This window comes from Streptosporangium sp. NPDC050148 (assembly GCF_055586505.1).
On record NZ_JBVJIA010000008.1, the window covers coordinates 57,926 to 82,837 of the forward strand.

Here is a 24,912-nt window from a genome sequence, read left to right on the forward strand (position 1 = left end):
AAGGGGGCGTCAGGCCGCGGTGCGGCCGATGATCTCGCGCAGGTCGCTCACGCCCTGGCGGCGGAGCCTGCGGGCGAGCCCGCGGTGGATCCGGTACGCCCAGAGCGGCCCCTCGTAGATCAGGGCGCTGTAGCCCTGGACCAGGGTGGCCCCGGCGAGCAGGCGCTCCCAGACGTCGTCCGCGTCCTCGACCCCGCCGACGGAGACGAGCACCAGGCGGTCGCCCACCCGGGCGCGCAGCCTGCGCAGCACCTGCAGGGACCGCGCCTTCAGGGGGCGGCCGGACAGGCCGCCGCCCTCCCGCACGGCGTCACGGCCCGCGGCCCGCTCCGGGGCGGTCAGCGCCCCCCGGTCGACCGTGGTGTTGGTGGCGATGATGCCGTCGAGCCCGATCTCCAGCGCCAGGTCGGCGACCGCGTCCACGTCGGCGTCCGCCAGGTCCGGGGCGATCTTGACCAGCAGCGGGGTGCGCCTGGGGGTGGCGTCGGCCACCTTCTTCACCGCCCGCAGGAGCGGTTCCAGCAGCTCCACGGCCTGCAGGTCGCGCAATCCCGGCGTGTTGGGCGAGCTGACGTTGACGACCAGGTAGTCGGCCAGCGGGGCCAGGGCCGTCGCGCTGGCCACGTAGTCCTCGACGGCCCCGGACTCGGGGACGACCTTGGTCTTGCCGATGTTGACCCCGACGACCGCCGGGACGCCCCGGGCCCTGCGCAACCGGCGGGCCGCGGCGCCCGCGCCGTCGTTGTTGAAGCCCATCCGGTTGATGATCGCCCGGTTGCCGGCGAGGCGGAACAGCCGGGGCCGGGCGTTGCCGGGCTGGGCGTGGGCGGTGATCGTGCCCACCTCGACGTGGCCGAACCCGAGCGCGGACATGGCCTCCACGCAGCCGGCGTCCTTGTCGAAGCCCGCCGCCAGGCCGAACGGCCCGGGGAAGTGCACGCCGAAGGCCCGCACGCGCAGCGCGGGGTCGCGCGGCGCGAGGCGGCGGTGGACCAGCCGCCTGACCACGGGCGTCACGGAGAGGAGACGGAGCGCGCGGACCGTCAGACGGTGCACGTCCTCCGGGTCGAGGCGGCTGAGGACCTGCGAGAAGACGAATCGATACATCACCGATCAGGTTAGTGCCCCGGCGGGGTGCGGGTCGCGCCGGCCACCCCTCCCGGGTCCCCGATCACCAGGTGGGACGCGAAGCCGAGCAAGGTGAGCAGTCTCAGCACCGGCCTGGAGGGGCGCAGGACGACCATCTCCCGGCCCAGGCCGCGCAGGTGCTCGTCGGCGCCGAGCAGGGCCCTGGCGCCCGCGCAGTCGAGGAAGGACACGTGCGCCAGATCGAGCTCGACGGTCGCCGCGCCGATCCCGCCGGGCTCGCCGGACCCGCCGGGTCCGGTGAGCATCCGCCGCAGCTCCGCGCCCGCGGCCCGGTCGAGATCCCCGTAGACCGTGATCTCCACCCTGCCTCCGGGGACGTCGGGCGACGTGAGCAGGATCACCGCAGTTCGCCCGCTCCCTCTCCGAGCACCTCGGCCGCGAGGTCGGCGACGCGGCGCCGGCTGTCACGGGCCTGCTTGCGCAGGCCGGTGAACGCCTGGGTGGCGGTCAGGTCGTGCTTTCCCATCAGGTAACCGATCGCCCGCTCGATGATCACGCGGTAGTCGAGGGCGTACTGCAGCTGGTCGGCCAGGGCGCTCTTCTCCTCCGCGGCCATCACGGCGGTGAGCAGCTGCTCGATCACGTCGGCGTAGCCGTAGAGGGCCTGGACGTCCGACTCGTCCCACTCGTAGAAGGTGGACTGGTAGACGTTCAGCGTGCCCACCGGCTCACCGCCCAGCCGCACCGGCACCCCGGCCACCGCTCGCACCTCCGGGTGCAGCCGGTCGGCCAGCTTCGGCCAGCGCGGATCGACGTGCACGTCGCTGGAGGTCACCGCACAGTTCTCCTGGTACGCCGAGACACAGGGCCCCTGCCCGAGATGCAGTTGCGCGCCCTCAAGACTGCGGCCACGGTCGTCGGTGGCCACCAGGTAGCGCAGGGCCCTGCCCTCCTCGGCGAACATCAGCCCGGCACCCGCGTATCCGAACAGCGAGTTCACCACGTCCACGGCCCGCTCCAACTGATGGACTATGCCCGTGGCGGGCGAGGTCGTCTGGAGGCTCCTCAAGCTCGCGACCAGCGCTTCCGGATCAATATGAGTCATCTGCGGGGCGCCTTTCAGCGTCGAGCCGGTTACTTGACATGCACACTACGACTTCCCGAAAATGGGACTTTCATGGATCGCGGCTGGAAGGTCCCTGCCGGGGCCATCGGGCCGCCCGCCGGTCCGCGTCCGCGCCAAGGCGGCTCGCGGCCGATCCGATCAGAGATATCCGGAGCGCCGATCGGCCACTCCCCCGCCCCTCGGAACACCGGAGCCGCTCAGGACGCCGGAGCCGCTCAGCACGCCGCAGGCGCCGAGGACGCCCGGAACGCCGACACCGGGGGCACGGCGCGTCACCGTGGGCGCGGCGCGAAGGCCCGCGAGGGCGCTCGACGCGCGCCGGGCGGGCTCGAAGAGGTCGAAGACCTGAGTCATGGGCGGGCTTCCTGCATGCCGAGGGAGCTCCGCGGACGCAGGGCGGAATGATCTGCGACCAGAGCCTAGTGCTGCCCGATGATTCCGGCCAAGCCGTTCCCCACCTTGCCTGAACGCCGCCGGTGAAGGACCCCGCGCGGGTGCCGGGCGACGGCCTCGCCGGGACGGGCCGCCCGCCGTCCGGCGTACCGTCCCGCGTACCGGAAGGATCGGGGAGATCGGGGAAGAGGTCCGGGCGGCGGTGTCCGATCGGGGCGGGAGTGTTCGTAGTACGGGTGAGCGGTCGCCCGCCGGGGGCGTTCCCGACGTACAGGAGACGATGCGAGATGCAGTACCTGATTTCCGTGATCACCGACACGGCCGGCCTCGCCACCCCGGAGGAGGACGCCGCGATCGACGTGTTCAACGACCGGCTCCGGGCCGAGGGGCACTGGGTCTTCGCCGGTGGTCTCGGCGGGCCCGACACGGCCACGGTGATCGACAACCGCGGCGAGGAGGCGTTGTTCAGCGACGGGCCCTTCGTGGAGTCGAAGGAGTTCCTGGTCGGCTTCTGGGTCGTCGAGGCCCCCGACCTCGACGTGGCGCTCAGGCTGGCGTCCGAGGGGTCGCGGGCCTGCAACCGGAAGGTCGAGGTGCGGCCGTTCCTGTGAGCGGGACCGACGTCCGGGACGCGATCACCCGGGCCCACCGTGAGGAGTGGGCCCGGGTGGTCGCCGCCCTGACCAGGCGTTTCGGCGACCTCGACATCGCCGAGGAGGCGGCGGCCGAGGCGTTCTCGGCCGCCGTCGAGCGGTGGCCTGCCGACGGCGTGCCTCCCAACCCCGGCGCCTGGCTGACCATGACCGCCAACCGCAAGGCCATCGACCGGGTCCGGCGCGAGAGCAGGCGCGCCGGCAAGCACGAGGAGGCCCGGATGCTGTACGACGACGCCCCGCCCGAGCCGCTCGGCGTCATCGACGACGAGCGGCTCCGGCTGATCTTCACCTGCTGTCACCCCGCGCTGGCGATGGAGGCCAGGGTGGCGCTGACGCTGCGCATGGTCGCCGGTCTGACCGTGGCCGAGATCGCCCGCGCCTTCCTGGTGCAGGAGAGCGCGATGGGCCGGCGGATCACCCGCGCCAAGGCCAAGATCAAGGTGGCCCGCATCCCCTACCGGGTGCCGTCCGAGCATGATCTCCCTGCGCGCGTGTCCGGGGTTCTGGCCGTCCTCTACCTCGTCTTCAACGAGGGCTACCTGGCGACCGGCCCCGGCAGCGACCCGGTGCGCCACGACCTGACCGCCGAGGCGATCCGGCTCACCCGCATGATCCGTGCCCTCATGCCGGCCGACGGTGAGGTGGCCGGGCTGCTGGCGCTGATGCTGCTCACCGAGGCCCGCCGGGAGGCCCGGGTCTCGGGCGGCGGCGAGCTGGTCGCCCTCGCCGAGCAGGACCGCGGAGCCTGGGACGCGGCGCTGATCGCCGAGGGCCACCGGCTGGTACGCGAGCGCCTGGCCGCCGCCGCCGACGGGACGCCCCCGGGCCGGTACCAGATCCTCGCGGCGATCAACGCCGTGCACACCTCAGCCCGTGACGTACGCGACACCGACTGGTCGCAGATCGTCGCCCTCTACGACCGGCTCGCCCGCCTGGACCGCTCGCCGATCGTGGCGCTCAACCGGGCCATCGCGGTCGCCGAGCTCGACGGCCCGCAGGTGGCGCTGGCGGCCGTCGACCGTCTCGGGGACAGGCTGGCGGGCTACCACGCCTACCACGCGACGCGTGCCGACCTGCTGCGCCGGCTGGGCCACGGCGAGCGGTCGCGCGCGGCCTACGACAGGGCCGTCGAGCTGGCGGGCAACACCGCCGAGATCGCCTACCTGACGCGCCGCCGCGACCAGCTGGGGCGGCCGCCGTCCGGCGCCGGCCCACGACCGGCCACGGACGACACGCCGCCCCCCGGACCCGGGGGTCACGGGCCTCGGCCGTGCTGACGGCCGCCGCGGAGGGGCACATCCCGCCCGCCCGATCTCCCCGTCAACACATCGTTGAGCGTTCGGCAAACCGGGATCGACAGGGTGAGCGGTATGAGCACTCTGTCACGTTCAGTCCTGGTCCGGCGGCGCGAGCTGGCGCGCCTGGTCCTGCGCGACCTCGCCCGCACCGGTGACGTCATCCTCCCCGCCCGGTGGGAGGAGGAGATCGAGCGGGAGTTCGGCGGGACGGACGGCCTGCTGGCCGAGCTGAGCCGCCGGTGGTGGACGGCCCGCGCCGCGCGGCTCGACGTGCTCGCCGAGTGCTCGGGGCTCGCCGGGTGCTCGGGGCCCGCCGAGTGCGCAGGGCCCGCGGAGCCCGCGGAGCCCGCGGAGCTCGGTCCGGGCGGGGGCGGGCGGGTCCTGGACGCCGCCGCGGCACCGTCGTCGCACCTGGAGGCCGTGCTCGACGCGTACGCGGGTCACCCGGCGCTCACCGAGGCCGAGTGGCGCCACCACGAGGCGTCCGATCGGGCGATCCGGCGGGGTTCCCGGCGCCGGAAACCGTCCGTCACCTCCCGTACGGTGAATATTCACCGGGGAGCGGGTAGCCCTTGACGATGGTCAGATTCATCGAAGGTGGACCCTCATCGTCCCGCCGGGCAGACGATCACTCCGCTGACCTGCGACTGGGCGTACGGCTGACACTGGCCCTGGCGTCCGTGGCGATCCTCGCGGTGCCGTTCGTGGTCCTGCTCGTGCTCGTGCAGACCTCCTCCTCGCCGCTCAAGGACCTCGATGAGGGCGTGGCGCTGTCGTTGCACGCCCATGCCCTGGAGAATCCGGGATACACGACCTTCCTCGCCATCGGGACCGAGGTGTTCGGGCCCTGGACCTGGCGCGTGCTGGTGGTGCTGACCGCGGGCTGGCTCTGGTACCGCGGAGCGCCCCGGCTGGCGGCCTGGGCGGTCGCCACGATCACCTTCGGCGGCCTGCTGAACCTGGCGATCAAGGGGATCGTCGACCGCGCCCGGCCCGACCTGCCGCAGCCGGTGGCCTGGGCACCGGGTGCCTCCTTCCCGTCCGGTCACGCCATGGGCGCGGCGCTGGGCGCCTGCATCCTGGTGCTCATCGCGCTGCCCTTCCTGCGGACCCTGGCCGCCCGGCTCGCCCTGTGGGGCGCCGCGGTGGCGGTGATGGTGTTCGTCGCCTACACCCGGGTGGCGCTCGGCGTGCACTGGACCAGCGACGTCATCGCCGGGGTCGCGCTGGGCGTGGTGGTCGTGGTGGGGACGGCGGCCGGGTTCGAGGCCTGGCGCCGGGGAGAGGGCCGCAGGCCCGTCGAACCGCACATGGAAGGTGTCGAGCCTGACGCGTTCCGAGAGGACGGTTCGGGGTAGCTGGCGCGCCATGTCGAAAATGTCGGTGGACTTCAAAGGCGTGACACGCCTGATCCTGATGCCGCTGGTCGCCATGGCCGTCCTGACGATCGCCGTCGGCCTCCTCATCACCAAGGTCCTGCAGACGACGACTCTCATCGCCAACGACAGGGGAGTCAACGAGAAGCTGGCCGGTGACCGCACCACGTACTGGAGCTCGATCACCGACACCCTGTCGGGGCTGTCCGACACACCGGTGATCATCGCGGGCACGGCGGTCCTTGTCGTCGTCTTCCGGCTGGTCTTCAAGCGCTGGAACGAGTCGATCTTCCTCGCGCTGGCGGTCTTCTCCCAGTCGGCGATCTTCCTGCTGGCGACCGTCTTCGCCCAGCGCAAGCGCCCCGCCGTCCAGCACCTGGACCCGGCTCCGCCCACCTCCAGCTTCCCCTCCGGGCACACCAGCGCCGCGGTCGCCTTCTACGCGGGCATCGCCCTGGTGCTGATCCTGCACACCCACCGGTTCAAGATTCTGAACGTGGTGTGGGTACTGGTCGGCCTGGGGATCCCGGTGGGCATCGCCTACTCGCGCATGTACCGCGGGATGCACCACCTCAGCGACGTGAGCTGGGGCTTCCTGCTCGGTCTGGTCTGCATCGCGGTGGCCGCCAACGCCCTGCTCCTCAAGCCGGTCATCTCCGAGCGGAAGGGGAGCCTGCTGCGAACCTAGCGCGGGACGGGGGGTTCCCCACCCGCCGGGGCGTTGCGCATGAGACCGTTGTGAAGCAGCGACACCAAGTCCTACATCTGTGACTTCGTGTGGCTCAATGATCGCTCTGTGCTACGAAGTAAGATAGAAACCCCGATAGGGAGATTCAACTCTCCCCTTCGGGGCACGAGCAGCCAGCCGGCCGGACCGTAGAGACGTTCGACGGCTACCCCAAGGAAGGAAGCCGGCCCATGGACCGCCAGTCCGTCGTCTGCCAGAAATGCACGGGTGTTCTTCTCGCCACCGACTCGCGCACCTACACCGCGCAGCGGGGGCGCCTGATCGTCTCCAACGGCTACTGCACCTGCCCGGCCGAGACCGAGGCGCCCGCCGAGCAGGCCCACCGCCATCAGCAGCCCCAGTCCGCCGACCAGGCGGCCCACCGGCAGCAGCAGCACAGGCCCGTCGCCCAGCAGCAGCAGCACGCGCAGCCCGCGGGGCAGAACTCGATGGTGATCGCCTAGGCGATTCTCTCGGGGAGGGCCCGTGGCGTCGGGGGCATCCGACGGCCCGGCCTTCCCAGGACCCGGCGGCGGACCGAGGCATCGTCTCCGCGCTCGCCGGGCCGTAGGGCGCCGCCCGCCGGACCCGCGCCGTCCGGCAGGCCCCGCGTTCGCCCGGCGGAGGTCAGGTCCGCCCGGCGGGCCCGCGGCGCCGTGACCCCGGGGCGGACATCGGCCGCCGAGGCCCGGACCGGACACCAAGGTTCCGGACAGGCCTGTGCGGCGTGCACCAGGCGCCGAGGCTCCGGACCGGACAGCCGAGGCGCGGACCAGGTGTCAGCCGCTGAGGCCCCAGGCCAGGACCACCGACAGGCCACTGGTGGCCAGCAGGCCGACGAGCACCACGATGGCGATCAACCGACGATTCATACCCGGAAGCCTAGCCAGGCGCCCCGGGTGCTCGGGGCGCCCGTACACGTCATGACGCGTCCGACGTCGGCCACGCGGGCGGGGCGGGGTGTCCGCTCTCGGCGCGGATGATGTGGATGACCGCGTTGATGAGCGCCAGGTGGGTGAACGCCTGGGGGAAGTTGCCCAGATGGCGCCCGGTCACCGGGTCGATCTCCTCGGCGTACAGGCCGAGGGCGCTGGCGAAGGAGAGCACCCTCTCGCAGAGCCTGCGGGCGCGGACGTGCTCGCCGATCTCGGTCAGCGCCGAGACGAGCCAGAACGAGCAGATGGTGAAGGTCCCCTCCTCCCCGGTCAGTCCGTCGTCGGTCTCCTTGGTCTCGTAGCGCAGGACCAGCTCGTCGCGGGTCAGCTCGTCGGCGATGGCCAGGACGGTGGCGCGGACCCTCGGGTCGTCGGCCGGCAGGAAGCGCACCAGCGGGATGAGCAGCAGCGACGCGTCCAGGGCGTCGGTGTCGTAGTGCTGGCGGAACACCCCGCGCTCACTGACGCCGTACTCGCACACGTCGGCGTGGATCTCGTCGGCGACCACCTGCCAGCGCGCGGCCAGCTCGGGGTCCTCCCTCAGGCGGGCGAGCCGCGCACCCCTGTCCACCGCCACCCAGCACATGACCTTCGACGAGGTGAAGTGCTGAGGTTCGCCCCGTACCTCCCAGATGCCCCGGTCGGCCTCCCGCCAGTTGCGGATGGCCGACTCGACCTGCCGCTTCAGGATGGGCCAGATCCGCTCGTCCAGGCGGTCCCGCGAACGGGTGTGGATGTAGAAGGAGTCCAGGACGGCGCCCCAGACGTCGTTCTGGCGGTGCAGGTAGGCGGCGTTGCCGACCCGGACGGGCTTGGCGCCCTCGTACCCGTAGAGGTGGTCGAGGATCTCCTCGTCCAGCTTGGACTCGCCGTCGATGCCGTACATCACCTGGAGTTCCTGGTCCCGCTCCGCGACGTCGGCGATGAACCAGAAGAAGTCGTCGGCCTCCCAGTCGAAGCCCAGCGTGTACAGGCCCCACAGGGCGAAGGTGGAGTCCCTGATCCAGGTGTAGCGGTAGTCCCAGTTGCGGTCACCGTGCGGGGTCTCGGGCAGCGAGGTGGTCGCCGCCGCGATGAGCGCGCCCGTCGGGGCGAACGTCAGCCCCTTGAGGGTGAGGGCGCTGCGCTCCAGGTAGCTGCGCCACGGGTGGTCGGGGAAGTCGCCCCTGGCCAGCCAGTGCTGCCAGTGGTGCGCGGTCCACACCAGCCCGTCGTAGGCCTCCTTGAAGGTGTACGGGGGTTCGTGCGCGGTCCACGACAGCGCACAGAAGCGCGAGTCCCCCTCCTTGAGCAGGGTGCGCGCCGTGGCACGCCCGCCCTCGAACCCCAGCCGCATGTCGGTGGTGAGCCGCAGCTCCAGGTCCTCGCCCTCCGCGGTCGCGATGCCCTGGTGGTACCCCCGCTCGCCGTACGACCAGACGGCGGGACGGCGGCCGTAGTCGAAGATCGGCTCACAGTCCAGGGTGATCTGCACCTCCCCGCTGACACAGCGGACCGTACGGAGCAGCACGTGGGAGGCGTCGTAGTCGGTCGGTGCCCTGCGGTGCGTGTGCGAGAGCTCGCTGTCGTGGTGCCAGGGCCCCATGAGGAGCAGGTCCCGCACGACGATCCAGCCGGTGGGCGTGCCCCAGCTGGTCTCAAGGATCATGGTGCCCGGAAGGTAGCGGCGCGCGGCCGGGACCCTCAGGTCGGCGGGACCGAGCCGGAAACCGCCCGCTCCCCGGTCCATGAGGGCACCGAAGACGCTCGGGGAGTCCATCCGCGGCAGGCAGAGCCACTCGACGTTCCCGCTCGGCGCGACCAGGGCCGTGACCTCGCAGTCGGACAGGAACGCGTAGTCGGCGATGGGTGGAAAGGGGGAGGAACCGGGGAGCACCCCCGCCGGTGGATCCGCTGTCATGCGCCCTTTCTACCCCGACTTCGTCCAAGAGCACGTCCGAGGCCCGGGAGGTCGTACCGAATCGCAGGACCTGCTCCGGGGCCGGGGGCACGGCCCGGTCGCCGGGTGCATCGTGTCCGGCCTAGGCTTTCCGGATTGTCACCACCGAAACCTCATAAGTCACGTTATCCTCAGTGGTTTGTGAGCTTTTCGGACAATTGTCTGTCGGATCTGCCATAGGATGCCCGACCAGATCACATCGGAGAGGGGCATCGTGGGGCGCGACGACATCCAGGAACCGTACGAGGACGATCCTCGCGAGCGGACCGGCCCCATGGGAGCGGTGCCGAGGTCCGACCGCCCGGCAAGCGACGTACCGGACATGCTGGACGTGTTGCCGGACGGGTGGAGCGAGCTCGGCCTGCAGGAGGACGCGCGGGGCGACGGCACGCAGGTGATCGTTCACGTGGACGGATCCCGGGAGATCATCCGGAACGACGGGTCCAGGGAGAGGGTCTACCCCGACGACCCCCGCGAGACCACGGACGTCGACGGCACGGTCGTGCCGCCGTACGAGGACGACGAGACGACGCGGGCGCGCGGTTTCCTGGGTTCGGGGTGGCGCGAGGAGACCGACTCCGAGCGGGAGCGCCGCGGCCGGGGCCGGTCCAGGATCCTGCTGGCGGTCGTGGGCGGCATGGTGGCAGCGGGCATCGTCGGCGGCCTGGCGTTCTCCACCTCCACGCCCGGCTCGTCCGGCGAGGCGTGCTCGCCCGGCGCGCGCTGCTCCGTCGCCGAGCAGCCGCCGAGAACGGCGAAGCCCACTCCCGAGGAGACCGGGGAGCGCGGCGAGGACCCGTCCGCGACCGCCGAGCCGACACCCGCTCCGAGCCGGACCGCCCGGAACCAGCCGTCTTCCCGTCCCTCCCCCACCCGGACCACCCCGTCGCGGGAGGCCGAGCCGGAACCCACCCGGCGGCCCGAGCGCGACGAGGAGTCCCGGAACTCCACTCCCCCGAGGGCGGAGGTCACCTCCGAGCCCGGGGCCTCGCCGACCGAGTCGCTGCCCTCCGAGAGCCCCACCCCCAGCGAGGAGCCGACGTCGGCGCCTCCGGTGCAGGACGGTGGCGGCAACGACGACTCCGGCAGGGGCGGCCTGCTCGACTGGCTGTTCTGACCCGACCGGCCGTTCGGGGCCGGCCGCTCGTCCCGGCTCGACCGCTCGTCCCGGCTCGACCGGCCGTTCCCACCCGGCTGCCCGTTCCGGCCTGAGCGGCCGTTCCGGCCGGGCCGGGCGTCGGTGGCCGGGCGTCGGTGGCCGGGCGTCACGGTCGGTCCTGCCGGTCCTGCCGGTGCGGCGGTGCGGCCCGCGCGCTCAGGCCGAGGTACGCGGGAGCGCGTCCAGTGCGGCGATGAGAAGGTCGAGGCCGAACTCGAAGTCGGTCTCCGGATCGTGCCTGGCCAGCTCCGGGGCCAGCGCGATGACCCGGGGGAACTGCTCGGGGTCGAGCCCGGCGAAGGTATCGGCCGGGTTCCGGTGCAGATAGTCGAGCATCTTCGTGGTGCCGACCTCACGCATCTGCGCGCCCAGCGCGTACGCCAGCATCGCCCGCATGATCCGGACGGACGTCTCGCCGTCGAACCCCGCGCTCTCGGCGATCGCCAGGGCCCGTTCGGCGGGCCGCAGGCCGATCGATGTGTCGATCTTGTGGGTCAGCACCACCGTCATCGACCGCGGGTTGTCGCGGGCGGTCTTGCGGAAGGCCCGGATGAGCGTCCGCGCCCTGAGCTTCCAGTCCTCGCCGGGATCGTCGGGCAGGTCCATCCCGGCCACCACGTACTCGGCCACGCCCTCCAGCAGGGCCGTCTTGTTCGGCACGTGGTTGTACAGGGACATGACGGCGACGCCCAGCTCGGCCGCGACCGCCCGCATGGACAGCCCGTCCACGCCCTCGCGCTCGATCAGCTCGACCGCGGCGCGCACCACGCGCGCCCGGGTCAGCACCGTACGCGCGACCGTCCCGGCTGCTCTCCTCGCCACCGGCCGGCTCCCCTTCTCTCGGTGATGGCGATGCTACAGGGGGCGCAGGAGACCGTCCGCGCGCGCTCGCGGCGGGAGGATCACGACCGCGCGGACCCGTCGGCGCGGATCATCGGCCGTCCGGACCGGTGACCGTCCGGATCCGTCGGCCCTGCGGATCCGCCGGCGCCACGGATCACGGTCGTGGCAGCGAGAGGAGCCGGTCCACCAGCGCCCGCGCGTGGTCCGCGCCGACCGGCCTGTTGAAGAAGGCCGCGTGGAAGTAGAGCGGCGCCTGCACCACCTCGAGCAGCTCCAGCAGGGTCGGCGGGCTCTCCCCCCGCCCCGCCGCGCGGTCGAGCATCGCCTGCAGCTGGACGCCCCGGTCGAGCATGTAGACGTGCACGGGGTCCTCGGCCCCGGACGTGGCACCCGAGGGGACGTCCGAGGCGGCTCCGGCGTGGGTGCCGAGCATGGCGGCGCGCAGGAACAGGGCGCCCCTGGCCCCGGCCACGTCCTCGGCCAGCCGGACGGCGTACTCCTCCAGGTCGCCACGGAGCGTCCCGGTGTCGGGAACCGGGGAGAGCCGCGTCAGCCGTTCGGTGATCACGTCGTCGATCAGCGCCTGTACCGTGCCCCAGCGCCGGTAGATCGTCGTCTGGTGGACGCCCGACCGCTCGGCGACCAGAGCGATGCTGAGATCACTCCACCCCTCCTCGGCGAGCAGGTCGAGCACGACCTGATGGACGGCGGCACGGACGCGGGCCGTGCGGCCTCCGGGACGGCGGGCGGGCTGCTGGGCTGCCATTCCCACACCCTAATGCAAAATTTCTTGCTTTAACTTCTCCCAGACCCTACGCTTCTTTAAAGCAAGAGATTTTGCGTTAAGACATCGAAGGAACGCCTCCGGCCGGACGTCCGGCGGATGGCGGACCGCCCCGGCGACCGGCCGGACGAGAGTTTCGGGAGTGTGGCGATGAAGGACTCGGCCAACGAGAGCGGCAAGGACGGCACGATCCGCGAGGGCCGCGAGGGGATCGTCTCGGTGGTGCTGTGGGACGTCGCCCCCGTGATCGCCACCTACTACGGGTGCCGCGCGCTGGGCGTGAGCGAGTACGCGGCCATGCTGGCCGCGACGGGCGCGGGCGTGCTGCGGGTGGCCTACGTCGCCCTCCGGCGCCGCCGCTTCGACGGTTTCGCCGCCTTCATGGGCCTGGTGTTCGGGGTGGGGTTCGCGCTCTCCCTGATGACCGGCGACGAGAAGTTCGTCCTCGCCCTCAAGTCGGTCACCACCGCGGTGGCGGGCCTGGTCTTCCTGGCGACCTGCGCCGCCGGGCGTCCGGCGGCCTTCTCGGTGGCCAAGCGCTTCGGCGCCGAGAACGCGGAGACGGCACGGCGCTGGGACGTGCTGTACGCGGCCGAGCCGGCCTTCCGCCGGGTCTACCTGGTGATGACGCTGGTCTGGGGCGTCGCGCTCCTGGTCGAGTCGGCCGCGCGGATCCCGCTGGTCTACCTGTTGCCGACCGACGTCATGGCCGGGCTGTCGTCGGTCATCCTGGTCGCGACCATCGCCCTGCTCGGCCTGTGGAGCTCCTGGTACGGCAAGCGCGGCGAGCAGGCGGCCGGGGCCGCGCGCTCCCTCGCCGCCTGAGCACGACGCCGGCACCCGCCGCGTCCAGAACCACCCGCGGTGCACAGGGGCCCGCGGCACTCACGGCCCGGGGATCCTCCGGGTCCGGGAAGCCCGAGGCAGCGGTGAAACCCCTCGCTCAGCCCGTCCGTGCCCGTCGCGCGGGCGCGAAGGCGTCATGGCCGGTCCCGACGGCGTGCGCCCCGGCACGGTACTCCTGCGGGCTGACCCCGTGCATCCGCTTGAAGGCGGTGCTGAGCGCGAACGAGCTGCCGTACCCGACCTGCCGGGCCACCGCGCCGACGGTGGCGTCGGTCTCGCGCAGCAGGTCGGCGGCCATGGCCAGCCGCCAGCCGGTGAGGAACGCCATGGGCGGCTCCCCGACCAGGTCGGTGAAGCGGCGGGCCAGGGACGCGCGGGAGACGCCGGTCTCGGCGGCCAGGCCGGCCACCGTCCAGGGGTGGGCGGGATTGTTGTGCAGCAGACGCAGGGCCTTGCCCACCACCGGGTCGCCGTGGGCGCGGTACCACGCCGGGGCACCGCCCTCCGGGCGGGAGAACCACGCCCGCAGGACGGCGATGAGCAGCAGGTCGAGCAACCGGTCCAGGACCGCCTCCTGTCCCGGCTCGTCCTTGACGATCTCGTCGGTGAGCAGCGGGATGATCGGGCAGTCCCAGGCGTCCTCGGGCAGGACCAGCAGCGGGGGCAGCGCCTCCAGCAGGCGCCGGCTGATCTCCCCGCGCATCTGGTAGGCACCGGTGAGGATCACCGCCGACCCGTGCGGGTCGTTGCCCCAGGTGCGCACGCCCAGGCTCATCGCGTCGGAGAGGTCCCGCCCGTCGACGGTGGTGCAGTGCTGCCCGGGGTGGATCACCACCTGCGGGGGCGTGGCAGGATCGTCGGCGACCGTGTAGGGGGCGGGACCGCGGATGACGGTGACGTCCCCCGGGCCCAGCCGTACCGGGTCCCCGTCGTCGGGGACGATCCACGCCTCACCCCGCACGACGGCCGCCAGCGCCAGCGGCGCCCGGTCCTGGATCCGCAGGGACCAGGGCGGGCTGAGGATCGAGCGGAGCAGGAACGCTCCCCGGGCCCTCGGCCCGTCCAGGAAGTCGGTGAGTGCGTCCATCACCTCACCCTAGACGCCGGAACATGGAAGTGCGCTTCTCAACCATGGCCCGTCTCACTCCCTGACGGTTCACTGGACACATGACGGAGAACATCCACACCGATGGCGACAAGAACGACCCCGCGACGACGCTGGTCCTCGGCGGGACGGGCAAGACCGGACGGCGGGTGGTGGAGCGGCTCACCGCGCTCGGCGTGCCGGTGCGGGCCGGTTCCCGCTCGGGCGAGCCGCCGTTCGACTGGAACGACCCGGCGACGTGGGCGCCGGTGCTGCGGGGCGTGGGCTCGGTGTACCTGACGTACCAGCCCGACCTGGCGTTCCCCGGCGCCACCGAGACGGTCCGCTCGTTCGTCGCGCAGGCGGCCGGCAGCGGCGTACGGCGGCTGGTGCTGCTGTCCGGCCGGGGCGAGGAGGAGGCCGGGCTGAGCGAGGAGACGGTCCGCGGCTCCGGGCTGGAGTGGACGATCGTGCGGGCGTCCTGGTTCTGCCAGAACTTCAGCGAGGACTACCTGCTGGACCCGGTGCTGGCCGGGGAGATCGCGTTCCCCGCGGGCGACGTGAAGGAGCCGTTCGTCGACGCCGACGACATCGCGGACGTCGTGGTCGCGGCGCTGACGCAGGACCGGCACGTGGGCGAGCTCTACGAGCTCACCGGCCCCCGGCTGCTGACCTTCGCCGACGCGGCCGCGGAGATCTCCGAGGCGACCGGCCGGCCGATCCGCTACGTGGCGGTCTCCCCGGAGGAGTACGAGGCCGCGATGGTCGGGTACGGCGTCCCGGCCGAGCACGCCGCGCAGCTCACCGCGCTGTTCTGCACCGTGCTGGACGGCCGCAACGCCCACCTGGGGGACGGCGTCCGGCGGGCCCTCGGCCGGGAGCCCCGGGACTTCACGCGGTACGCGCGCGACACCGCCGCCACCGGGGTCTGGGGCGGCTGACCCACCGGCCCGCGCCCCGGCCCGGCACGGTCCGGGCGGGGCCGCCGGCACCGACGGGACGGACGACGCGCCGCCCCCACCGTGTCCCCGTGTTCCCGTGTTCCCGTGTTTCCGTAACGTCCGGTGACGACCGCGAAGGTCGCGTACCCGGTGACGACCGTGGAGGTCGCGAAGATGACACTGTTCCGAAGCGTCGCGCTGATCGGCGCGACCGTCACCGTGGGGCTCACGGCGGGCCTGTTCTACGCCTACGCCTGCTCCGTCATGCCCGGCCTGGGCCGGGCCGACGACCGTACCTTCGTCACCGCGATGCAGCGGATCAACGTGGCGATCCTCAACGGCTGGTTCGGCGTCTGCTTCGCCGGCGCCGTGCCGCTGATCGCGCTGGCCGCGGTCCTTCACCTGCGGGGGGACGGCAGGCCCGTGTTCCCGTGGATCGTGGCCGCGTTCGTGCTGTACGCGGTCATGCTCGGCATCACGTTCGCGGTCAACGTGCCGCTCAACAACGCGCTGGACGCGGCCGGGGATCCCGACCGCGTCGCGGACCTCGCGGCGGTGCGCGAGCGGTTCGAGGGGGCGTGGGTCCGCTGGAACGTCGCGCGCACGGTGGCGTGCGTCGCCGCCTTCTCCTGCCTGGCCTGGGCCCTGGTCCTGCACGGGCGCATCGGGTCACCGGCCGGGTGAGCCGTACCGGATGTCTCCGCCACGGGGGCGCGAGACATCCGGTACGTCACGGCCGGGAGACGTACGGCCGAGGGCCCGCGCGGCCCGGGGGCAAGGGTCAGGGGTCAGGGGTCAGGCATCGAGCGGTTCGCGGCCGGGCTGGGTTCCCGGCCGGGCTTCTGCCAGGATGCCTGTCTGCCGGTCCACCGCCCGTTCCGCGGGGGCGACGGACCGGCGCGTCCCGGGAGGCCGGCCGGGACCGCAGGTGCCGGCCGCTGACGAGCAGGGGGCCCGCGATGACCGGACACCGCATTCTCGCCGTCGACGACGACCCCGCGATCCTGCGCTCGCTGCGACGGGGGCTGCGGCTGGAGGGCTTCGACGTGGACACCGCCGACTCCGGCCGTCGCGCGCTGGAGCTGGTGGACGGCGCCGAGATGGACGCGATCGTCCTCGACGTCTCGATGCCCGGCCTGTCGGGGATCGAGGTGTGCGGGCGGCTGCGGGCGCGCGGCGCCGAGGTGCCGGTGCTGATGCTCTCGGCCATGGACGAGGTCGCCGACCGGGTGGCCGGGCTGGCCGCCGGTGCCGACGACTACGTCGTCAAGCCGTTCGACCTGAACGAGCTGGTGCTGCGGCTGCGCGCGCTGCTGCGGCGGGCCGGTCGCGCGGCCGGGGAGACGGTCCGGGTGGGGCCGCTGACGGTCGACCCGGCCGCCCGGCGGGTCACCGTGAACGGCCGGGAGGTCGAGCTGACCCGGCGCGAGTTCGACCTGCTGGAGGTCTTCGCGCGCAACGCGGGCCTGGTGCTGTCCCGGCCGGTGCTGCTGGAGCGGGTCTGGGGGTACGACTTCGAGGTGACCGGCAACGCCGTGGACACCTTCGTCGGCTACCTGCGGCGCAAGCTGGAGGCGGCGGGCGAGCCGCGCATGGTGCACACGGTGCGGGGTGTCGGGTTCGTGCTGCGGGACGTGCGGGGGTGAGGCTCTCCACCCGGTTCGCGGTCTGCCTCGCCGTGCTCGTCCCGCTGCTGGTGCTGCTGGGCGGCATGCTCGTGCTGAGCCTGGTCTCCCACGACCTGAGCGCCGAGCGGGACAGGGGGCTGGCGTTGCGGACGCGCGCGCTGGCGCCGATGGCCACGTCGTACATGTGGCGGGTCCGCCTGGTGCCGGAGGTGCATCCCGACCTGATCGCCCGGCGACTGGCCACGGCGGCGCTGAGCGCCGGCAACCCTGGCGGGGTGCGCGTCGACGTCCCCGGTGCCGCACCGCTCGTCATCGGGGACGTACCGGCCACGATGCCCGCGACCGGCCGGGACGGACCGGCCACCTTCTCCGACGGCGGGCGGAGCTGGCGGTTCACCACCTCCGGCCTGGGCGTCCTGAAGGGCTCTGGCCGGCTGTGGGTGTTCGAGGCCGAGGAGCACCTCGACCGGGACCTCGCGGTGCTCCGCGAGCGCGTGGTCCTGGTCACCCTGGTCGCCGCGGCGGCGGGTGCCGCAGCCGGTTTCCGGCTCGGCCGGCTCGCGGTACGGCCGCTGACGGTGCTGCGCCGGCAGGCCAGGGAGCTCGACGTGCCCGCCGTCTCGGACACGCGGCTGGCGACCGCCTCCGGGGTCGTCGAGGTCGACGAGCTGGCCCGCCTGCTCAACGAGCTGCTGGACCGGCGGGACGCGGCGGTGACCCGTACCGCCGAGGCGCTGGAGACCGCCCGCGCCTTCGCCGCCACCGTCTCGCACGAGCTGCGGACCCCGCTGACCAGCATGGGCACCAACCTCGGCCTGCTCGACCACCCCGCCCTGGACCCTGCGGAGCGAGCCGAGATCATCGCGGACCTGCGGGCGGAACACGACCGGACGCAGCGGCTGGTCACCATGCTCCGCCGCCTGGCACGGGGGGAACTGGTCGAGCCCGCGGCCTTCACCGGGACCGACCTGGCCGAGATCACCGCCACCGCGGTCGAGGAGGCGCGGCGCCGCCACCCGGGCGCCGCGATCACCCTCTCCGGTACGGGGGACCTGCCGGTGAGGGGATGGGACGAGGGGCTCCGGGTCGTCGTCGACAACCTCCTCGACAACGCCGCGATCCACGGCGCGGACGGCACCGGTCACGCGGTGGTCACCGTGACGCTCCGCACGGCGGACGGGGAGGCGGTGCTCGGCGTCCAGGACACCGGGCCGGGCATACCGCCCGCCGAACGCGAGTCCGTCTTCACCCGCTTCCACCGCCGGGCAGGCAGCCCCGGGGCCGGTCTCGGCCTCACCCTCGTCCGGCAGCAGGTCGTGCTGCACGGCGGCACGGTCACGGTGACCGGCCCGGAACCGGGCCCGCCGGGCGGTGCCGACCCGGGCGGTGCCGAGCCGGACGGTGCCGACCCGGGCGCTGCCGCCCCGGGCGGTGCCGAGCCGGGTAGGGGGACGCGTGTCGAGGTGCGCCTGCCCGTGGAGGACGCGCGATCCGCCGGGCCCCTCCCGGCTCCTGCCAGAGATCTGCCATGAAAGTACGTCATGATCCCTGCCGTATCAGAGCGGCCGGCTCGCCGCCCGGACCTGTGGAGGGACCATGAGCATCAGTCGTCACCTGCGAAGACCCGCCGTCGCCACGGCCGCCGTACTGGCCGTGACCGCCTGGGCGATCCCCGCCGCCGCCCAGGCGCGAACGGCGGCCCCCGGCCCCGCCCTCGCCGCCGCGCCCGCGGCCCACGCCGCCCCCACCCCCGGCGCCACCCGGACCGGGAGAGCGGCCACGACCACGAAGGGCACGGTCAAGAAGCGCGCGACCGGAAGGGTCGGGGCCGGAAAGATCAAGGCCGCGCCCGGTTCCCTCGACCTGGTGAACCCCTCGGCCACCCCGGTCACGCTGACGAGCGCCCCCCGGGCGCTCTCGGTGACCTACACCCACGAGGGGCGGCAGCACACCCTCGCCGACTTCCTGGAGCGCACCGGGACCAACGGCTTCGTCGTCCTGGACCGCCAGAAGATCGTGTACGAGCGTTACGTCTCGGCGGACCGGAACACCCGCTTCCAGTCCTGGTCGGTGGCGAAGTCCTTCACCTCGGCCGCGGTCGGCATCGCGCTGCACGAGCGCCTCATCTCCTCGATCGACGACCCGGTGACCACCTACCTGCCCGAACTGCGCGGTTCGGGGTACGAGGGGGTGTCCATCCGGAACCTGCTGCGGATGTCGTCGGGCATCGAGTGGGACGAGCGCACCGACGTGCCGCGCGTGCAGGTGGCCGCCAACCAGGGCAGGCCGGTGGCCAGGATCGCGGCGCGGCAGGTGCGCGGCTGGGAGCCGGGCAGCAGGTTCGAGTACACGAGCATGAACTCCTTCGTGCTCGCCAAGCTCGTCAGCACGGTCTCCGGCGTCCCGTTCCACCGGTACGTGCAGGAGAAGATCTGGAAGCCCGCGGGCATGGAGTCCACGCTGGGCGTCGGCAACGACGGCAACGGCGACAACCTGGGCTACTGCTGCTTCCACGCCACCGACCGCGACTTCGCCCGGTTCGGCCTGCTCTACCTCAACGACGGGGTGGCCAAGGGGAGCCAGGTCGTGCCGAGCTCCTGGGTGGACCTGTCGACCAGGCCGTCGGCCTCCTTCAACGCGGGCTACGGGCTGCACTGGTGGCTGGGCGGCGACGGCGGGGACGACTTCATGGCCGCCGGGTTCGGCGGGCAGTACATCTACGTCTCCCCCGAGCACGACGTGGTCATCGTCAAGTCGGTCGCCTCCAACGCGGAGAACGACCAGCGCGAGGCCGTGACGGCGTTCCGCGCCGTGGCCGCGGAGGTGGCCAGAACCCGCCCGTGACCGGCGGGGAGTCGTCCGCGACCGGGTCCCGCCGGTGACCGGCGGGACCCGGTCGCGACCCGCGAGGCCCGCTCGTGATTCCAGGGGGCGGTGGGGCGGCAGCCGTCACGCGCGCAGCAGCTCCACGACCGCGCCGATGTCGGCCTCGCCCCAGCCGCGTTCGGCCGCCTCGGCGTAGCGCCGCTCGACCAGCCGGGCGATCGGCAGGGCGGGCCCGTCCGGCCCGGTCAGGCCCGCGGCGAGCCGCAGGTCCTTGGCGGCCAGGCTGGTCGTGAACCAGCCCCGGTGGTCACCGTCGAGAACGTCGTCCAGCCGGTCGTGCAGGGCCGGGGCGACGGTGGGCCAGCGCATCAGCAGGTCGTGCAGGAGCGTCTCGTCGGCACCGGCCGCCCGGCCCGCGGCGGCCACCTCGGCGAGCACGGCGATCCCGGACATGAGCAGGTAGTTGTTCAGCAGCTTGAACACGAGGGCGTCGCCCGGGTCGCGGCCGCAGTAGGAGTAGGAGGCGAACACCTGCGACCACACCGGTCTGAGCGCGTCGACGAGGCCGCGCTCGCCGCCCACCAGGACCATCGCCCGTCCCTCGACGACACTGGGCGACGAGCCCAGGATCGGCGCGGCCACGAACCGGCCTCCCGGGGCCAGGTCGCGCAGCGCCCGCGCGGTGTCCGGGGCGACCGTGCTCGTGTCGGCCACCACCGGGCCCCCGGACGGATCGCCGGAGCCGATCTCGGCGAGCCTGGACACCACCTCCAGGGTCGCCTGGTCGTCGGTGAGCGAGAGCAGCACCCCGTCGGCCCCCCGCGCGGCCTCGGCGGGCGAACCCGCCTCCACGGCGCCGAGGTCGACCAGCTCGCCCGCGCGGCCCGGCGTACGGTTCCACACCGTGACCGGGAATCCGAGCGTCAGCAGCCGCCGGGTCATCGCCCGCCCCATCACGCCCATGCCGAGTACGGCGACGCGCATAGATCATCCCCCCTTCCCGCCATTGTGCCCGCGGCCACCGGACGCGCCCCGGCGCCACGCGGTGACCCGCGACGATCCCCGTCACCCCGTGCCGTCCCCCCGACGTCCCTCGACGTCCTTCGACGTCCTTCGACGTCCTTCGACGTCCTTCGACGTCCTTCGACGTCCTTCGACGTCCCTCGACGTCCCTCGACGTCCCGCGAGGGTGCGCGGCCGAGGGTCAGGACGGGTACGCGTGCGTCTCGATGGCCTTGACCGACGCCCAGACCGACCGGCCCGGGGTGAGGTCGAGGTCGGCGACCGCGGCCGGGGTGACGTCGGCCGAGGCGGCGATCGGCCCCTCCAGGTGGATGCGGACGTTGTCGCCGTGCCGCTCGACCCCCTCGATCGTCGCCTGCCAGAGGTTGCGCGGGCTGCCGTCCGGGCGGGTCCGGTAGAGCGCGACCGCGCTGGGCGGGAAGGCGACGAAGACGGGGCCGTCCTGCTGCTCGGCGACGCTGAGGACCACCTCCCCGACGGTCACCCGTCTGCCCGAGGCGGTGCCCCGGTAGAGGTTGAGGCCGACCAGCCGGGCCACGTAGTCGGTCCGCGGGCGCCTGGCGACCTCGGCCGGGGTGCCGTGCTGGACGACGGTCCCGTTCTCGACGACGACCAGGCGGTCGGCGAGCACCATGGCGTCCAGCGGGTCGTGGGTGACCAGGACGGTCGCGCCGGCGAAGTCCGCCAGGTGGCGGCGCAGCTGGGAGCGGACCTCCAGGCGGGTGTGCGCGTCCAGCGCGGCCAGCGGCTCGTCCATCAGCAGCAGGCGGGGGCCGACGGCGAGGGCGCGGGCCAGGGCGACGCGCTGGGCCTGCCCGCCCGACAGCCGGCGCGGCCTGGCCGAGGCGTACGCGGCCAGGCCGACGCGCTCCAGCCACGCCGCGGCGGTGCGCCGCGCCTCCGCCCTGGGAACGCCGTGGCAGCGCGGTCCGAACGCGACGTTCTCCAGGGCCGACAGGTGGGGGAACAGCAGGTAGTCCTGGAAGACCATGCCGATCGGGCGGCGCTCGGCCGGCATGGCGTGCAGCTCGCGCCCGTCCAGGACGATCCGTCCCGCGGACAGGCCGGTGAGCCCGGCCAGCGCGCGCAGCGCGGTGGTCTTGCCCGCGCCGTTGGGACCGAGCAGGGCGACGACCTGGCCGGAGGCCACCTCCAGCTCGATGTCCAGGCCGAAACCGGGACGGGTGACGACGAGGTGGGCGTTCAGCGTCACGGCCCGCCCACCCATCGGTCGCGCAGCCCGGCCAGGATGATCACCGAGACGGCCAGCAGGACCAGGCTGAGCACGATCGCGGCCTCGGGCTCGGTCTCCAGGGCCAGGTAGACGGCCAGCGGCATGGTCTGGGTACGGCCGGGGAAGTTGCCGGCGAACGTGATGGTGGCGCCGAACTCGCCCAGCGCGCGGGCCCAGCACAGCACGGCCCCCGCGATGACGCCGGGGGTGATGAGCGGCAGCGTCACGCGGCGGAACACCACCCAGCGGGAGGCGCCCAGCGTCGCCGCGGCCTCCTCGAAGCGCGGGTCCGCGGCGCGCAGCGCGCCCTCGACGCTGATGACCAGGAACGGCATGGCGACGAACGCCTCGGCCACCACGACGCCCGCGGTGGTGAACGGCAGCGTGACGCCGAAGGTCTCCTCCAGCCACCGGCCGGCCAGGCCGCGCCTGCCCAGCACGAGCAGCAGGGCGACCCCGCCGACCACCGGCGGCAGCACCAGGGGGACGGTGATCAGCGCCCGTACCAGGCGGCGGCCGGGGAAGGCGACGCGGGCCAGCAGCCACGCCAGCGGCACGCCGAGCAGCAGGCAGACCAGTGTCGCCACGGTCGCGGTCACCAGCGACAGGCGCAGCGCCTCCAGCACCTGCGGCTCGGCCAGCCTGCGCGGCAGGGACGACCAGGGGGCGCGTACCAGCAGCCCGGCCAGCGGCAGCGTCAGGAAGGCGATCCCCACCAGGGCTGGCAGCACCAGCACCCAGGGCGGGCGGCCCGTCACGCCGCCGGAGGACCCCCCGGGCCGCCCACCGCTCATCGGCCCGCCGTACGGGTGTCCTCGGGGATCTCCACGACGACGTTGGTGGACTTGATCACGGCGACCGCCACCACCCCCACGTCCAGGCCCAGCTCGTCGGCGGCCTGGCGGCTCATCAGCGACACCACCCGGTACGGCCCCGCGGCGATCTCCACCTGGGCCATCACCGCGTCCCTGACCACCTCGGTCACGATCCCGCGGAAGCGGTTCCGCGCCGACGAACGACCCGACCCGCTCTCGGCCTCGATCTGCGCGCGCGCGAACGCCGCGAGATCCTCACCGGTCACCGTCCGGTGGCCGTGCTCGTCCCGCCGGGCGGGGAGCCGGCCGGCGTCCACCCAGCGGCGGACGGTGTCGGGACTGACCCCCAGCAGCGCGGCGGCCTCGCCGATCCGGAACATCGTCACGAAGGGTCAGCCTACCTTCGCACTTACCGGTGTCCGCGTCGTCCCCGCACCGCATCCGCGTCATGCCCCGGCACCCCGCCCTGGCAGCTGAGAGTACGTGAGCCCCCCGCCCCGCCGCGGATCGCGGTGTCAGCCCATGCTCTTGGCGCCGTCGAGGGATTCGCGGATGATGTCGGCGTGGCCGGCGTGCTGGGCGGTCTCGGTGATGATGTGCATCAGCGTCATGCGGGCCGACCAGCGCGCACCGGGCTCGAACCACGGGGCCTCCGGCAGCGGCCGGGTGGCGTCCAGATCGGGCAGGGTGGCGACCACCTCGTCGGTCCGGCGGGCGACCTCGGCGTAGTCGGCCAGCACCCCGGCCAGCGTCTCACCCGGGAGCAGCCGGAACTCGTCCTCCCGCCGGGCCCAGTCGGCCTCGGTCATGTCGGCGAAGTCGCTCTGCGCCGCCGGGCCGTTCAGGATGAAGTCCACCCAGCCCCGCTCGGCCGACGTGACGTGCTTGATCAGCCCGCCCAGGCACAGCTCGCTGACGGTGCTCCGCCGTCCGGCCTGCTCGTCGGTGAGGTCGCGGACGGTGAACCGCAGGAAGTGCCGATGCTTGGCCAGCATCGCCAGCAGATCGGCGCGCTCCCCGGTGACGGCGGGCGCGCCGGTGGTGACGGGCGCATCGGTGAGGGGTGCGCCGGTGTCGTCCAGGGTGGCCGTCGCGCCGATGTCGGTGGCCTCGCTCATGGTCTCCGCCTTCCGTTCCTCTGTTCCGCGGTCAGGTTCCACGCTAGGCCGCATAGCGGTCACTTCCTGACCTGAATCACGGAAGAATCGACACATGGCCAACACGAGCTCCCGGACGTTGCGACTGCTGTCGCTGCTGCAGACCCACCGGTACTGGCCGGGCACCGAACTGGCCGAACGGCTGGGCGTCTCGGCCCGCACCCTGCGCCGGGACATCGACCGGCTGCGCGAGCTGGGCTATCCGGTCGAGGCGCGGCGCGGCGTGGACGGCGGTTACGAGCTCGCCGCGGGCGCGTCGCTGCCGCCTCTGGTGATCGACGACGAGGAGGCGGTCGCGCTGGCCGTGGGGCTGCAGGCCGCGGCGCGGAGCGCGGTGGAGGGCCTCGCCGAGTCCTCGGTGCGGGCGCTCACCAAGGTGGCGCAGGTGATGCCGGCCCGGCTGCGACGCCAGGTCGAGGCGCTCCGCGCGATGACCGTGCCCGCGGGCTGGGACGACCCGGCCGGGGCGGGCGTCGACCCGGGCGTGCTCACCACGGTCGCGCTGGCCTGCCGGGACGGTGAACGGCTCCGCTTCTCCTACACCGCCGCCGGCGGACGGCGCACCGACCGGCACACCGAACCGCATCGGCTGGTCTGTCTCGGCCGCCGCTGGTACCTGGTCGCCTACGATCTCGCCCGGCACGACTGGCGCAGCTTCCGGGTCGACCGGCTCGCCGCGCCGCAGGGCGACGGCTCCCGGTTCCGGCCCCGTGACCTGCCCGCCGCCGACGCCGCCGAGTTCGTCCGCTCCGGCCTGGAGGGACTGCCCCGTCCCTACCGGGTGGAGGTCCTGGCCGACGCCCCGGCCGCGGTCGCGCGTGAACGGGTCGGCAGGTGGTGCACGGTCGAGGAGGTCGACGCCGGGCACTGCCGGGTGCGCATGACCTCCGACTCCCTGGACTGGCCGATCATGGCACTGGGCGTGCTCGGCACCGATTTCCGCGTCCTCGGCCCTCCCGAGCTCCTCGATCGGGTCCGCGACTGGGGCGTCCGGTTCGGCCGGGCCGGGGCCTGATCCGCCTCCCGCCCCTGC

The 24,912-nt window shown here is 73.3% G+C and carries 27 protein-coding genes; 14 read left to right on the forward strand and 13 right to left on the reverse strand.

Annotated elements, in window-relative coordinates:
* Positions 1-9: 9 nt before the first annotated feature.
* The 4 genes from ACZ6RT_RS11040 to ACZ6RT_RS11055 form a co-directional block, all read right to left on the reverse strand.
* Positions 10-1,107 (reverse strand): quinone-dependent dihydroorotate dehydrogenase, encoded by a 1,098-nt coding sequence (locus ACZ6RT_RS11040; protein WP_470153125.1) that lies wholly within the window; start codon positions 1,105-1,107, stop codon positions 10-12.
* Between the two features lie 11 nt (positions 1,108-1,118).
* Entirely contained in the window at positions 1,119-1,490 is a 372-nt protein-coding gene (locus ACZ6RT_RS11045; protein ID WP_399189541.1) for an STAS domain-containing protein, read from the reverse strand.
* Entirely contained in the window at positions 1,487-2,110 is a 624-nt protein-coding gene (locus ACZ6RT_RS11050; RefSeq protein WP_399189543.1) for a GAF and ANTAR domain-containing protein, read from the reverse strand. Before ACZ6RT_RS11050 ends, ACZ6RT_RS11045 begins: the two co-directional genes overlap by 4 nt.
* A gap of 243 nt (positions 2,111-2,353) precedes the next feature.
* Entirely contained in the window at positions 2,354-2,569 is a 216-nt protein-coding gene (locus tag ACZ6RT_RS11055) for a hypothetical protein (RefSeq protein WP_470153127.1), read from the reverse strand.
* A gap of 326 nt (positions 2,570-2,895) precedes the next feature.
* Between ACZ6RT_RS11055 and ACZ6RT_RS11060 the strand changes: the two genes are divergently transcribed.
* From ACZ6RT_RS11060 to ACZ6RT_RS11085, 6 genes are all read left to right on the forward strand, one after another.
* The gene (locus ACZ6RT_RS11060; RefSeq protein WP_399189547.1) at positions 2,896-3,219 is read left to right on the forward strand and encodes a YciI family protein; all 324 of its coding nucleotides are present in this window, start codon (positions 2,896-2,898) and stop codon (positions 3,217-3,219) included.
* Positions 3,216-4,541 (forward strand): RNA polymerase sigma factor, encoded by a 1,326-nt coding sequence (locus tag ACZ6RT_RS11065; RefSeq protein ID WP_470153128.1) that lies wholly within the window; start codon positions 3,216-3,218, stop codon positions 4,539-4,541. The genes ACZ6RT_RS11060 and ACZ6RT_RS11065 overlap by 4 nt, the downstream gene beginning before the upstream one ends.
* Positions 4,542-4,634: 93 nt before the next feature.
* Complete coding sequence (locus ACZ6RT_RS11070) at positions 4,635-5,138, forward strand: hypothetical protein (RefSeq protein ID WP_470153130.1); 504 nt, start codon at positions 4,635-4,637, stop codon at positions 5,136-5,138.
* 104 nt (positions 5,139-5,242) lie between these two features.
* Entirely contained in the window at positions 5,243-5,920 is a 678-nt protein-coding gene (locus tag ACZ6RT_RS11075) for a phosphatase PAP2 family protein (protein WP_399189553.1), read from the forward strand.
* Positions 5,921-5,960: 40 nt separating this feature from the next.
* Positions 5,961-6,626, forward strand: coding sequence for a phosphatase PAP2 family protein (locus ACZ6RT_RS11080; RefSeq protein ID WP_470153131.1), 666 nt, complete (start codon positions 5,961-5,963; stop codon positions 6,624-6,626).
* A 230-nt stretch (positions 6,627-6,856) separates the two neighbouring features.
* Entirely contained in the window at positions 6,857-7,129 is a 273-nt protein-coding gene (locus tag ACZ6RT_RS11085) for a hypothetical protein (RefSeq protein ID WP_470153132.1), read from the forward strand.
* 457 nt (positions 7,130-7,586) lie between these two features.
* On the opposite strand, the gene ACZ6RT_RS11090 is transcribed toward ACZ6RT_RS11085, so the two are convergent.
* A complete protein-coding gene (locus ACZ6RT_RS11090) occupies positions 7,587-9,500 on the reverse strand; it encodes a glycoside hydrolase family 15 protein (protein WP_399189559.1) in 1,914 nt (637 codons plus the stop codon).
* A gap of 220 nt (positions 9,501-9,720) precedes the next feature.
* Between ACZ6RT_RS11090 and ACZ6RT_RS11095 the strand changes: the two genes are divergently transcribed.
* Entirely contained in the window at positions 9,721-10,656 is a 936-nt protein-coding gene (locus ACZ6RT_RS11095; RefSeq protein ID WP_399189561.1) for a hypothetical protein, read from the forward strand.
* Between the two features lie 198 nt (positions 10,657-10,854).
* Here ACZ6RT_RS11095 and ACZ6RT_RS11100 read toward each other — a convergent pair whose 3' ends face one another.
* Positions 10,855-11,520, reverse strand: coding sequence for a TetR family transcriptional regulator (locus tag ACZ6RT_RS11100; RefSeq protein WP_344899842.1), 666 nt, complete (start codon positions 11,518-11,520; stop codon positions 10,855-10,857).
* A 175-nt stretch (positions 11,521-11,695) separates the two neighbouring features.
* Positions 11,696-12,307 carry a TetR/AcrR family transcriptional regulator gene (locus ACZ6RT_RS11105; RefSeq protein ID WP_470153134.1) on the reverse strand — a complete coding sequence of 204 codons (612 nt, stop codon included), beginning with the start codon at positions 12,305-12,307 and terminating at the stop codon, positions 11,696-11,698.
* A 168-nt stretch (positions 12,308-12,475) separates the two neighbouring features.
* Between ACZ6RT_RS11105 and ACZ6RT_RS11110 the strand changes: the two genes are divergently transcribed.
* Positions 12,476-13,150, forward strand: a complete 675-nt coding sequence (locus ACZ6RT_RS11110) for a VC0807 family protein (protein WP_470153136.1) — start codon at positions 12,476-12,478, stop codon at positions 13,148-13,150.
* Between the two features lie 118 nt (positions 13,151-13,268).
* Here the strand turns inward: ACZ6RT_RS11110 and ACZ6RT_RS11115 are convergent, their stop codons facing one another.
* Positions 13,269-14,258 (reverse strand): AraC family transcriptional regulator, encoded by a 990-nt coding sequence (locus tag ACZ6RT_RS11115; RefSeq protein WP_399189567.1) that lies wholly within the window; start codon positions 14,256-14,258, stop codon positions 13,269-13,271.
* Positions 14,259-14,338: 80 nt separating this feature from the next.
* Between ACZ6RT_RS11115 and ACZ6RT_RS11120 the strand changes: the two genes are divergently transcribed.
* From ACZ6RT_RS11120 to ACZ6RT_RS11140, 5 genes are all read left to right on the forward strand, one after another.
* Positions 14,339-15,196, forward strand: a complete 858-nt coding sequence (locus tag ACZ6RT_RS11120; protein ID WP_399189570.1) for an NmrA family NAD(P)-binding protein — start codon at positions 14,339-14,341, stop codon at positions 15,194-15,196.
* A gap of 123 nt (positions 15,197-15,319) precedes the next feature.
* Positions 15,320-15,880: a DUF1772 domain-containing protein gene (locus ACZ6RT_RS11125; protein ID WP_399189572.1), complete on the forward strand. Its 561-nt coding sequence runs from the start codon at positions 15,320-15,322 to the stop codon at positions 15,878-15,880.
* Positions 15,881-16,155: 275 nt separating this feature from the next.
* Positions 16,156-16,842, forward strand: coding sequence for a response regulator transcription factor (locus ACZ6RT_RS11130; protein WP_470153138.1), 687 nt, complete (start codon positions 16,156-16,158; stop codon positions 16,840-16,842).
* Entirely contained in the window at positions 16,839-18,356 is a 1,518-nt protein-coding gene (locus ACZ6RT_RS11135; protein ID WP_470153140.1) for a sensor histidine kinase, read from the forward strand. Before ACZ6RT_RS11130 ends, ACZ6RT_RS11135 begins: the two co-directional genes overlap by 4 nt.
* 64 nt (positions 18,357-18,420) lie before the next feature.
* Complete coding sequence (locus ACZ6RT_RS11140; RefSeq protein ID WP_470153141.1) at positions 18,421-19,668, forward strand: serine hydrolase domain-containing protein; 1,248 nt, start codon at positions 18,421-18,423, stop codon at positions 19,666-19,668.
* A 105-nt stretch (positions 19,669-19,773) separates the two neighbouring features.
* Here the strand turns inward: ACZ6RT_RS11140 and ACZ6RT_RS11145 are convergent, their stop codons facing one another.
* The 5 genes from ACZ6RT_RS11145 to ACZ6RT_RS11165 all read right to left on the reverse strand — a co-directional run bounded on the left by ACZ6RT_RS11145 (position 19,774) and on the right by ACZ6RT_RS11165 (position 23,840).
* Positions 19,774-20,634 carry an NAD(P)-dependent oxidoreductase gene (locus tag ACZ6RT_RS11145; protein WP_399189581.1) on the reverse strand — a complete coding sequence of 287 codons (861 nt, stop codon included), beginning with the start codon at positions 20,632-20,634 and terminating at the stop codon, positions 19,774-19,776.
* A gap of 220 nt (positions 20,635-20,854) precedes the next feature.
* Complete coding sequence (locus ACZ6RT_RS11150; RefSeq protein ID WP_399189583.1) at positions 20,855-21,886, reverse strand: ABC transporter ATP-binding protein; 1,032 nt, start codon at positions 21,884-21,886, stop codon at positions 20,855-20,857.
* Positions 21,883-22,701, reverse strand: coding sequence for a molybdate ABC transporter permease subunit (modB, locus tag ACZ6RT_RS11155; RefSeq protein ID WP_399189585.1), 819 nt, complete (start codon positions 22,699-22,701; stop codon positions 21,883-21,885). The genes ACZ6RT_RS11150 and modB overlap by 4 nt, the downstream gene beginning before the upstream one ends.
* Positions 22,698-23,108 (reverse strand): TOBE domain-containing protein, encoded by a 411-nt coding sequence (locus ACZ6RT_RS11160; protein ID WP_470153143.1) that lies wholly within the window; start codon positions 23,106-23,108, stop codon positions 22,698-22,700. The genes modB and ACZ6RT_RS11160 overlap by 4 nt, the downstream gene beginning before the upstream one ends.
* Positions 23,109-23,237: 129 nt before the next feature.
* Positions 23,238-23,840 carry a DinB family protein gene (locus ACZ6RT_RS11165; RefSeq protein WP_470153144.1) on the reverse strand — a complete coding sequence of 201 codons (603 nt, stop codon included), beginning with the start codon at positions 23,838-23,840 and terminating at the stop codon, positions 23,238-23,240.
* A 94-nt stretch (positions 23,841-23,934) separates the two neighbouring features.
* Between ACZ6RT_RS11165 and ACZ6RT_RS11170 the strand changes: the two genes are divergently transcribed.
* Positions 23,935-24,894 (forward strand): helix-turn-helix transcriptional regulator, encoded by a 960-nt coding sequence (locus tag ACZ6RT_RS11170; RefSeq protein WP_470153145.1) that lies wholly within the window; start codon positions 23,935-23,937, stop codon positions 24,892-24,894.
* The last annotated feature ends 18 nt before the right edge of the window (positions 24,895-24,912 follow it).

Excerpts from the sequence above, each read along its gene's own strand:
- ACZ6RT_RS11040 (WP_470153125.1), bottom strand. The coding sequence starts at position 1,107 with ATGTATCGATTCGTCTTCTCGCAGGTCCTCAGCCGCCTCGACCCGGAG.
- ACZ6RT_RS11055 (WP_470153127.1), bottom strand. The coding sequence starts at position 2,569 with ATGACTCAGGTCTTCGACCTCTTCGAGCCCGCCCGGCGCGCGTCGAGC.
- ACZ6RT_RS11060 (WP_399189547.1), top strand. The coding sequence starts at position 2,896 with ATGCAGTACCTGATTTCCGTGATCACCGACACGGCCGGCCTCGCCACC.
- ACZ6RT_RS11070 (WP_470153130.1), top strand. The coding sequence starts at position 4,635 with ATGAGCACTCTGTCACGTTCAGTCCTGGTCCGGCGGCGCGAGCTGGCG.
- ACZ6RT_RS11085 (WP_470153132.1), top strand. The coding sequence starts at position 6,857 with ATGGACCGCCAGTCCGTCGTCTGCCAGAAATGCACGGGTGTTCTTCTC.
- ACZ6RT_RS11090 (WP_399189559.1), bottom strand. The coding sequence starts at position 9,500 with ATGACAGCGGATCCACCGGCGGGGGTGCTCCCCGGTTCCTCCCCCTTT.
- ACZ6RT_RS11095 (WP_399189561.1), top strand. The coding sequence starts at position 9,721 with ATGCCCGACCAGATCACATCGGAGAGGGGCATCGTGGGGCGCGACGAC.
- ACZ6RT_RS11105 (WP_470153134.1), bottom strand. The coding sequence starts at position 12,307 with ATGGCAGCCCAGCAGCCCGCCCGCCGTCCCGGAGGCCGCACGGCCCGC.
- ACZ6RT_RS11110 (WP_470153136.1), top strand. The coding sequence starts at position 12,476 with ATGAAGGACTCGGCCAACGAGAGCGGCAAGGACGGCACGATCCGCGAG.
- ACZ6RT_RS11115 (WP_399189567.1), bottom strand. The coding sequence starts at position 14,258 with ATGGACGCACTCACCGACTTCCTGGACGGGCCGAGGGCCCGGGGAGCG.
- ACZ6RT_RS11120 (WP_399189570.1), top strand. The coding sequence starts at position 14,339 with ATGACGGAGAACATCCACACCGATGGCGACAAGAACGACCCCGCGACG.
- ACZ6RT_RS11130 (WP_470153138.1), top strand. The coding sequence starts at position 16,156 with ATGACCGGACACCGCATTCTCGCCGTCGACGACGACCCCGCGATCCTG.
- ACZ6RT_RS11140 (WP_470153141.1), top strand. The coding sequence starts at position 18,421 with ATGAGCATCAGTCGTCACCTGCGAAGACCCGCCGTCGCCACGGCCGCC.
- ACZ6RT_RS11145 (WP_399189581.1), bottom strand. The coding sequence starts at position 20,634 with ATGCGCGTCGCCGTACTCGGCATGGGCGTGATGGGGCGGGCGATGACC.
- modB (WP_399189585.1), bottom strand. The coding sequence starts at position 22,701 with ATGAGCGGTGGGCGGCCCGGGGGGTCCTCCGGCGGCGTGACGGGCCGC.
- ACZ6RT_RS11165 (WP_470153144.1), bottom strand. The coding sequence starts at position 23,840 with ATGAGCGAGGCCACCGACATCGGCGCGACGGCCACCCTGGACGACACC.
- ACZ6RT_RS11170 (WP_470153145.1), top strand. The coding sequence starts at position 23,935 with ATGGCCAACACGAGCTCCCGGACGTTGCGACTGCTGTCGCTGCTGCAG.